Origin of the sequence: Nonomuraea sp. NPDC049419 (assembly GCF_040676995.1) — a bacterium.
In the GTDB taxonomy this organism is placed as follows: Bacteria; Actinomycetota; Actinomycetes; order Streptosporangiales; family Streptosporangiaceae; genus Nonomuraea; species Nonomuraea salmonea.
In genome coordinates this window covers 62,975-70,352 of sequence record NZ_JBFAQB010000034.1, presented here as the reverse complement: position 1 = coordinate 70,352, position 7,378 = coordinate 62,975, and the positions used below count along the sequence as shown (strand labels likewise).

At 70.1% G+C, this 7,378-nt stretch carries 11 protein-coding genes; 6 read left to right on the top strand and 5 right to left on the bottom strand.

The window, feature by feature from the left end; all coding sequences use genetic code 11:
* Window positions 1–239 (bottom strand): hypothetical protein (locus AB0K12_RS46835; RefSeq protein WP_364575550.1); only part of this gene is annotated, 239 nt, incomplete at its 3' end.
* Window positions 240–478: 239 nt separating this feature from the next.
* Here AB0K12_RS46835 and AB0K12_RS46830 point away from each other — a divergent pair.
* Both AB0K12_RS46830 and AB0K12_RS46825 read left to right on the top strand, forming a co-directional pair.
* Window positions 479–1,573, top strand: coding sequence for an AI-2E family transporter (locus tag AB0K12_RS46830; protein WP_364575548.1), 1,095 nt, complete (start codon window positions 479–481; stop codon window positions 1,571–1,573).
* Window positions 1,574–1,785: 212 nt separating this feature from the next.
* Window positions 1,786–2,751 carry an acyl-CoA desaturase gene (locus AB0K12_RS46825; RefSeq protein WP_364575556.1) on the top strand — a complete coding sequence of 322 codons (966 nt, stop codon included), beginning with the start codon at window positions 1,786–1,788 and terminating at the stop codon, window positions 2,749–2,751.
* Here the strand turns inward: AB0K12_RS46825 and AB0K12_RS46820 are convergent.
* Window positions 2,687–2,968, bottom strand: a complete 282-nt coding sequence (locus AB0K12_RS46820) for a hypothetical protein (protein WP_364575546.1) — start codon at window positions 2,966–2,968, stop codon at window positions 2,687–2,689. The genes AB0K12_RS46825 and AB0K12_RS46820 overlap by 65 nt on opposite strands.
* 463 nt (window positions 2,969–3,431) lie before the next feature.
* Between AB0K12_RS46820 and AB0K12_RS46815 the strand changes: the two genes are divergently transcribed.
* The 4 genes from AB0K12_RS46815 to AB0K12_RS46800 all read left to right on the top strand — a co-directional run bounded on the left by AB0K12_RS46815 (window position 3,432) and on the right by AB0K12_RS46800 (window position 5,636).
* Window positions 3,432–3,605, top strand: coding sequence for a CsbD family protein (locus tag AB0K12_RS46815; protein ID WP_345408738.1), 174 nt, complete (start codon window positions 3,432–3,434; stop codon window positions 3,603–3,605).
* Between the two features lie 93 nt (window positions 3,606–3,698).
* Window positions 3,699–4,670, top strand: a complete 972-nt coding sequence (locus AB0K12_RS46810; RefSeq protein ID WP_364575543.1) for a LysR family transcriptional regulator — start codon at window positions 3,699–3,701, stop codon at window positions 4,668–4,670.
* 254 nt (window positions 4,671–4,924) lie between these two features.
* Complete coding sequence (locus AB0K12_RS46805; RefSeq protein ID WP_364575541.1) at window positions 4,925–5,242, top strand: hypothetical protein; 318 nt, start codon at window positions 4,925–4,927, stop codon at window positions 5,240–5,242.
* Window positions 5,243–5,324: 82 nt separating this feature from the next.
* Window positions 5,325–5,636, top strand: a complete 312-nt coding sequence (locus tag AB0K12_RS46800; protein ID WP_364575539.1) for a hypothetical protein — start codon at window positions 5,325–5,327, stop codon at window positions 5,634–5,636.
* A gap of 60 nt (window positions 5,637–5,696) precedes the next feature.
* Here AB0K12_RS46800 and AB0K12_RS46795 read toward each other — a convergent pair whose 3' ends face one another.
* The 3 genes from AB0K12_RS46795 to AB0K12_RS46785 all read right to left on the bottom strand — a co-directional run bounded on the left by AB0K12_RS46795 (window position 5,697) and on the right by AB0K12_RS46785 (window position 7,373).
* Window positions 5,697–5,969: a dsRBD fold-containing protein gene (locus AB0K12_RS46795; protein WP_364575537.1), complete on the bottom strand. Its 273-nt coding sequence runs from the start codon at window positions 5,967–5,969 to the stop codon at window positions 5,697–5,699.
* A complete protein-coding gene (locus AB0K12_RS46790) occupies window positions 5,963–6,235 on the bottom strand; it encodes a DUF1876 domain-containing protein (RefSeq protein ID WP_364575535.1) in 273 nt (90 codons plus the stop codon). Before AB0K12_RS46790 ends, AB0K12_RS46795 begins: the two co-directional genes overlap by 7 nt.
* A gap of 193 nt (window positions 6,236–6,428) precedes the next feature.
* Window positions 6,429–7,373: a hypothetical protein gene (locus tag AB0K12_RS46785; protein WP_364575533.1), complete on the bottom strand. Its 945-nt coding sequence runs from the start codon at window positions 7,371–7,373 to the stop codon at window positions 6,429–6,431.
* Window positions 7,374–7,378 lie beyond the last annotated feature (5 nt).

Sequence of the window (7,378 nt, the reverse complement as noted above, 5' to 3'; positions counted from 1 at the left end):
GGATCGGCGTGCTGATCGGCGTGCGAGCCCGTGCCCGGGCACGGGGCATCACGCTGGCCCTGACCGGCGTTCCCCCGCGCGTGGCCCGGCTGCTGTGGCGAACAGGATGAGCTGGTTGAGCACCTTGAGCACTGGACGGGGGCGGCCTGCATGCCCACGGTGTCGCCCGCGAGCCGGGTCAGCAGCCATTCGGCGGTGAAGGCGAGCGGCAGCGCGAGCAGGATTCCGAGTCCTGCCATGATGGCGAGGTCCGGTACGTCGGCGAAATGCGGGCATGAACGCGCATCGCGGTCGTTTCGTAGGAGATGACTCACCGTGCCGTCGTGAGAGGCCGGTGGGGGATGACTCCCCGCGTTGTGATTTTTATCTTTCCGTTGCCTGGCTTGACGGCCGAAAGCGCGCCTATTTCCGGCCGGTGGGGAAGTTTCCGTACATGGAATCACCTCAGGGGCGCCTGCTGCGGTTAGTCCCTGCGACCTTGGCCAGAATCGCCGCATGGTGCGCCTGCCTGATCGTCATCGGCGTCGTGGCCAACTACGTGCTGGGCTTCGTGGCCACGATGCGCCTGATCACCTTGCCCGTGGCGGTCGCCCTGCTGCTGACCGCGCTGCTGTTCCCGCTCACCCGGCGCCTGCGCGCGTCCGGCCTGCGGCCGATCTACGCCACCTGGGTCACCATGCTCGTCGGCCTGGCCGTGCTGAGTGGGACGGGCTGGATCATCGGCGTCCGGGCGAACGCGGAGTTCCCCGGCCTGGTGACGCAGGTCAGGAAGACGGCCAAGACGGTGGAGGGCTGGCTTTACACCGGCCCGCTGGGCGTGGAGCCCATCCAGCTCAGCGGCTGGGTGGACGACGTCGCCAAGCTGATCTCCGAGCGGCAGCAACAGATCACCTCCACGGTGCTCGCGGGCACCGTGGTGGTGATCGAGGTGCTGGCCTCGATCGTGCTCCTGCTGTTCGTGACGTTCTTCCTGCTCAAGGACGGTGACCAGATCTGGTCCTGGTTCCTCAAGGGGTTCGGCCGGATGGCACCGCGGGTCGACCGCGCCGGGCGGACCGCCTGGACCACGCTGTCGCACTACGTGCAGGGCACGGTGGCCGTGGCCGCGGTGCACGGCGTGCTCATGGGGGTGGTGCTGGCCATCATGGGAGTCCCGCTCTGGGCGGCACTCGCCGTGCTGATCTTCCTGGCCAGCTTCATTCCGATCGTCGGCATCCTCTTCGCCGGTGCGGTAGCGACGCTGGTCACGCTCGGCGCGAAGGGCCCGATCTTCGCGCTGATCTTCGTCGGCATCCTGATCGTCGAGCAACAGCTGGAGAACCATGTGCTCCAGCCGCTGATCGTCGGCCGGGTGCTGCACTTCCACCCGCTGGCGATCATCATCGTGCTGGCCGTCGGCGGCATCCTGGCAGGGATCGCGGGCGCGGTCGTGGCGGTGCCGATCACCGCCATTCTGTACCGGGCCGTGCCCGAGCTCTTCAAGGACGAGCCGATTCCCCTCCCGGCAGGACCGGTCCAGAAACCACCAGCGCAGGCTGTACCCGCTGGGGAGAAACCCGAGCAGAAGGATTGACGCACTCGGACGCGGAGACGGCACGCCTGCGGGGAGCGCATGTCGCCCAAGGTATGGCCGGCGCGTGCGTGGGCAGGTCATTTCTGCGCGGGGGAAGGGCGGTGCCGTGTAAGGGGAGGAAAGCAGGCATGGCTTCGTCGAAGACAGGCGCGTTCGATCGGGAGCGGGCCGGCGTGGCGCCGCTCATCGGCGGCCGTAAACCGGTCGCAGCGATGGCCGCGTTGTGGGTGTTCGTACTGGTGCCGTTCGCGGCACTGGCCGCCGCCGTACCGGTGGCCTGGGGATGGGGACTGAGCTGGACCGACGTGGCGATAGCCGCCGCGGCGTACGTCCTGACCGGGCTCGGCGTCACGGTGGGCTTCCACCGCCATCTCACCCATGGAGCGTTCAAAGCACGGCGATGGCTGCGGATCGCTCTGGCCGTGGCAGGGTCTCTGGCGGTGCAGGGCTCGGTCATCCAGTGGGTGGCCGATCACCGCCGTCATCACGCCTTCGCCGACCGTGACGGCGACCCGCACTCGCCCTGGCGCTACGGCCACAGCGTGCGCGGCCTGGCCAAGGGGCTGGTGTTCGCGCATGTCGGCTGGATGCTCGGGCGTGATCTCACCAACCGGGAGCGTTTCGCGAAGGATCTGCTCAACGACGCCGACATCGGCCGGGTGGACCGGCTGTTCGGGCCGCTCGTGGCGGCCTCGCTGCTGCTGCCGCCCGCCGCCGGACTGCTGGTCACCGGCACCTGGCAGGGAGCGGCGGCCGCATTCTTCTGGGGCTCACTGGTACGGCTCGCGCTGCTCCACCACGTCACCTGGTCGATCAACTCCGTCTGCCACGTCTTCGGCGAGCGGCCGCTGAAGACCCGCGCCGGAGACCGGGCGGCGAACTTCTGGCCGCTGGCGATCCTGTCGTTCGGCGAGAGCTGGCACAACGGCCACCACGCCGACCCCACCTGCGCCCGCCACGGCGTGCTGCCCGGCCAGATCGACATCTCCGCCCGGCTGATCAGGTGGCTGGAGAGGCTGGGCTGGGTGGGCGACGTACGCTGGCCGACCCCTGCCCGCCTGGCCGCGCGCCGCCGCGAGCCCTCCTCATTGACCGGCCCCCGACGGCGGAAGGTCAGAGGCCGCCAGGGGCGTGATCAGCGGGCTTCTCGGACAGCGCCTGGCCGGCCGCGGCGCTGAGCAATCGTGCGGCGGCGGCTACCTCGAGGAGCTGATCCGGCGTCAACGCCTCCAGACACGCGGCGAGCCCCTGCCGGTCGCCCTGGCAGGCCATGCTCATCGCCTTCCGCAGGGCGAGAGCGAGCGAGGCCGCGCTGACCGCTTCCAAGACGCCGGCCAGGGCCTGATCCACGCCGCCGTCAGGACCTGGCTGCCGCGGAGGCCAGGGGTCGCTCATCCATCACCTGCCGTCCTCGGCGGGGGTGTCACGTGGAGTGCCGTGCTCCACCCGCAGACTCGCTATCGCCGCAGCTGATGAGACTAGCTGGGACTGCGTGTTTCGGCCGAGCCCGCTGAGCCCCTTGACTGGTAAGTGACCAGTCGGCGCACCTTGCGTCTCTGTCACCGTGAGGGGACCGCACCATGCCCAGCTGGGCAGGCTCTTCGCTTGCCATCCGACCCCCGGCCTGGGCAGGCAACGTGCACCGGCCCGGCCAGGAGCGCACCCCACGTCGTTGTGCCGGTCCGCGGCGGCAACCGACGGACGAGCCTGCCGCACGTGGTGCCCTCCAGGGCACCGAGGGTGCTCATCGGTTCTCGTGATAACCAGCGCCGTCATTGCTCGTTTCCCCCGATCAGGGCCGGGCTGACACTGGAGTTGAAGCCGCCTGACGGTGGCGGAGCAGTGAAGGGAGATCGCGATGAGCCTGCGTTGGGAGATCGGCAACAAGGTCCGGATGCTCAAGGGCTGGGCCAGGCAGCGCTTCGGCAGGGTCAGCGGCGACCGGCGCCAGGAGGGCGCGGGCAGGAGTGATCGGATCGCCGCCGGCCTGAAGCAGGCCGGTGTGAAGGCCAGGGACGCCTTCAAGCGCTGACCGGCCCGCCCCCGGACGTACAGCCCCTCATGAGGGACCTAGAGTGGCAGACGAAGGCCCGCATGGGTGCCGCCCGGGCAGGAAGGGGCGGGCATGGAGTTACGGCAGCTGCGCTATTTCGTGAGCCTGGCCGAAGAGCTGCACTTCGGCCGGGCGGCCGCACGCGAGCACATCGTGCAGTCCGCGCTGAGCCAGCAGATCCAGCGGCTCGAACGCGAGCTGGGTGTGCGGTTGCTGGACCGCAGCACCCACCACGTCGCCCTGACTCCGGCGGGAGCCGTATTCCTGGTCGAAACGCGGCAGATTCTCGACCACGTCGGCAGAGCCGCGCAGGCCGCACGCAACGCGGCCGCCTCGACGCCGACGCTGCGTGTCGGCATCATCGACGCCGGTTACGACACCATGCCGCAGATCCTCCGCCAACTCCAGGACAGCCATCACGGCATCACGATCCACCAGGTTGAGGCAGGCACTCCCGAGCAATACCGGCAACTGGCCGACGGCCGGCTGGACATCGCCATCGGACACGCCTCCCAGGCCCCGGCCGAGGTGACCGCCGAACTCGTCCGGCTCGACCCGTTCGGTGTGCTGGTGCCCGACGACCACCGTTTCGCCGAACTCGACGCCGTGCCCGTCGCAGCCCTCGCCGACGAGCGGTTGCTGCTCGGTGAGGAGTCGCAGACGCCGGAGCTCAATCAGTTCGTTCTCACGCTGTGCCGCTCTGCCGGGTTCATGCCCACCCTGTACGAGGGCACCGTCGAGAGTTCCCGGGCCGCCGCCGACCTCGTACTCCAACACCGCTGCGTGCACTGCGTCCCCTCCTCCTTCCGCTCCTCCAACCGGCCGGGCACCACCTGGCGGCCCCTGACTGACCCGGCCACGCACTACCCGTGGTCACTGCTGTGGCACCAGGACAACCCCTCCGCCCACATCGCCGCGGTCATCGACAGCGCCCGGCGCCTGGCAGAACGGCTCGAATGGCTGTCATTTGTGGCCCCGGCTCCGGCCCAGGAGCCTGGCGAAGGCGAGCCGAGTGCCGTCGGTCCCAGCGATGGGCCCGCCTGATTCGCGATGACCGAACGGCTGGTGACCGCTGTGAAGCGAAGGTGTCGGCCACCCTCGCGCCACATCCAAGATGAGGAATGTTGTGCCCGGCGACGCACCGGCTCGTTATCGCCTGCTATCGCGCGTGTGGTGCTATCTGTGCCATATCCTCGGGTGCAGGGCTGATAATGCTTCGATTTCTCGGAGACGACAGCCATCGTCAGAGAGCGAGACGCGACATGAGCAGTGCTCGCAAAACCGAGGGTCCTGCCGCTATGACTGCCTCCCCTCGGGAAGAGGCCGACGAGCGACCCGATCACGCGGCGAACGCGCAGTGGCTCAAGGACAACCCGGACGCCATGCCGCAAGTGGGCGCCGGCCGGTGGGCTGTGTACGACCGCGACAGCCATCTGCTCGGCCACCTCGTCGGTGACGGACCGACCCGCGACACCCGCTTCAGGGCGATCAGCGCGACGCAGGAAGGAGCACCTGACGACCGCGCGCTGGGCCATGGCATCACCCTGCACGACGCAGGGGCCCACCTCCTCGACGCCGGCCTGGGCGGTGAGCATCCCGACGACGACATCGAGTGACCGAGGACAAGGGTGGCAGTTCTTGGCGGCGGTCTGATGCACCTCGTCCACGGCCCGTGGACCCATCGCCTCGAACCCCGGGTTGTTCCCGTGGCGGGCCCTTGAGTCGCTGCGACGGCCCGGTGGCCGGGCCTACCACCTGTCCTACTACGCGGGCGAGATAAGCGAACCGGTCTACATCAGCGGGGGCGAGTGGGAGGACATCCCGGCAGAGCACTGGGACCGCCCCGGGCAGGAGGGAGCAGGTCTCGTCGGTTCCTCCAGCATCGCCCAGGAGATGAACTTCTACCGCGCCGCACTCGCGTACACGACCGGCAGGTTCATCGACGACACCTGGTTCACCACGCCGGGGCTGCTTCGCCGCATCCCGGACGGGACGTGGCCTCGTGAATGACCAGTGGGAGGCCCTGCCAGGCCGGCTCCCACGCCGACGGCCGGCCACCCGCCAGGGCGCTCAGGAGGCCGCTGTGAGGAGGTGGGCCGTCGTCGGCTCCGTCTCGATCGAACGGCTGATGGCGGACAGCTTGGTGGCCAGGTCGGCGAGGGCGCGGGCCATGGCGGCCTTGTCACCGACCTCGGGGGCGGACGGGTCGTGGTGCGCGTGTCCCAGGCCGTCGACCCGTCCGCCTCCTCTGGTGATCAATACCGCGCGCACGGACGTGGCGTCTCCGTCCTCGGTGACGAAGACCTGCACGGTCCACTGCTTGCGGTCCGTCGCCGTCACCACGAACGGCCCGGCACCGGCGAGCCGGCGAGCTCGCTGATGTCGCGTTGCGTGACGACGGCGAGTTTGTCGGCGAGGTCGGCCAGCGCGCGCGAGGCCGCCAGCTCGTCGCCGATCTCCGGCACCGACGGGTCGGCCGGGTTCCGCCGGGCGTGTCCTTCGCCTGTCAGGCGGTCCTCGCCGTCCCGGTTGGTCAGCACCGCTCGGGCGTACGTGTGGTCGCCCTCCTCGGTGAGATGGATCTGTACGGTCCACTTCTTCGCTTCCATCGTCGCCTCCTCCATCGCGATGGGTGTATCTACCCCCATTCCACTCCTCGGCCCGGCCATGCGGCAGGGGCGAACGTCCCTGTCCAGCCGTGACGTCCATCAGACTGACCCGGGTGACGAATGCGGGATCGTCGCGGGTGAGACGTCCCTCGATTCGCCGCAGCCTGAGATGTTCCTGCAGCTGAGCCGCATGCTAGGTGCGGTGCCAGCGGATGCCGAGCACGGAGGCGGTCACCAGGACGGCGCCGGCGATCATCACGATGACCGCGCCGCCCACCGCGCCGCCGGTCCAGTGCCAGATCGCCTCCGGTACGGCGACGGTGAACCCGAGGACGCCGGCCACGAGCAGCACCCAGGCCCGTTCCCGCCGGTACAGCAGCAGGCAGGCCACCGCCACGGCCGCTGTCATCGTGTACGCCCACACCGTCCCGGCATCCTGCTGCGCGCCGGCCAGGGCGATGACCGCGCCGAGCCCCAGCCCGAGCGCCCGTTGCCCGATCACGCCGGCCAGCACCAGCGCCGTCCACACCACCCCCAGGACGACCAGCGACAGGCCGGCGGCCAGCGCGGAACCCCTGGTGAGGTCGTCGGCGAGCGATCCCACGGTCAGCGCGGCGAAGAACGCGCACGCCAGGGCAAGGGGCGCGGTGCCCGCCAAGGCGTATCCCAACACGCCCACCAGCAGCCCTACGGCGCCCGCGATCGCGGAGACGTCGATGAGTTCGGCGGCGCCCAGCGCGGCCGTGACCGACGCCAGCGCCATCGACACCGAGCCGGTACGACTTCGCGCCGTGGCCGCGCGCTCCCACGACCGGGCGCCGAGCTCCGGCGGCGAGGCGGCGCGCTCCCGCGGCCGGGCGCCGAGCAGGATGATTCCGGCGGTCAGCAGTGCGACCGTGGCCGCCAGCAGGATCGTCACGTGCGCGACCTTCGACAGGTCAGCCCACGATGTGGCGACCAGGGAGAGGGCCCCGGCCAGCACGAGGCCGCCGCCGACGTACCGCGCCACCTCCGCCCACCGAGCCCGCGCCGGCGCGGCGCTCTCCCGGAGCGCCTCGCGCACGGCCATCGCCTGTTCGGCGGAGAGCACGCCGTCGCGGACGAGCCGGGCCAGTGCTTCGTCGGGTGTGCCGGGCATCGGGC

Bases quoted from the DNA above. Each gene is read 5' to 3' on its own strand.
- AB0K12_RS46815 (WP_345408738.1), top strand. From the start codon at position 3,432: ATGAGCCTGCGTTGGGAGATCGGCAACAAGGTCCGGATGCTCAAGGGC.
- AB0K12_RS46810 (WP_364575543.1), top strand. From the start codon at position 3,699: ATGGAGTTACGGCAGCTGCGCTATTTCGTGAGCCTGGCCGAAGAGCTG.
- AB0K12_RS46805 (WP_364575541.1), top strand. From the start codon at position 4,925: ATGACTGCCTCCCCTCGGGAAGAGGCCGACGAGCGACCCGATCACGCG.
- AB0K12_RS46790 (WP_364575535.1), bottom strand. From the start codon at position 6,235: ATGGAAGCGAAGAAGTGGACCGTACAGATCCATCTCACCGAGGAGGGC.
- AB0K12_RS46820 (WP_364575546.1), bottom strand. From the start codon at position 2,968: ATGAGCGACCCCTGGCCTCCGCGGCAGCCAGGTCCTGACGGCGGCGTG.
- AB0K12_RS46785 (WP_364575533.1), bottom strand. From the start codon at position 7,373: ATGCCCGGCACACCCGACGAAGCACTGGCCCGGCTCGTCCGCGACGGC.
- AB0K12_RS46825 (WP_364575556.1), top strand. From the start codon at position 1,786: ATGGCCGCGTTGTGGGTGTTCGTACTGGTGCCGTTCGCGGCACTGGCC.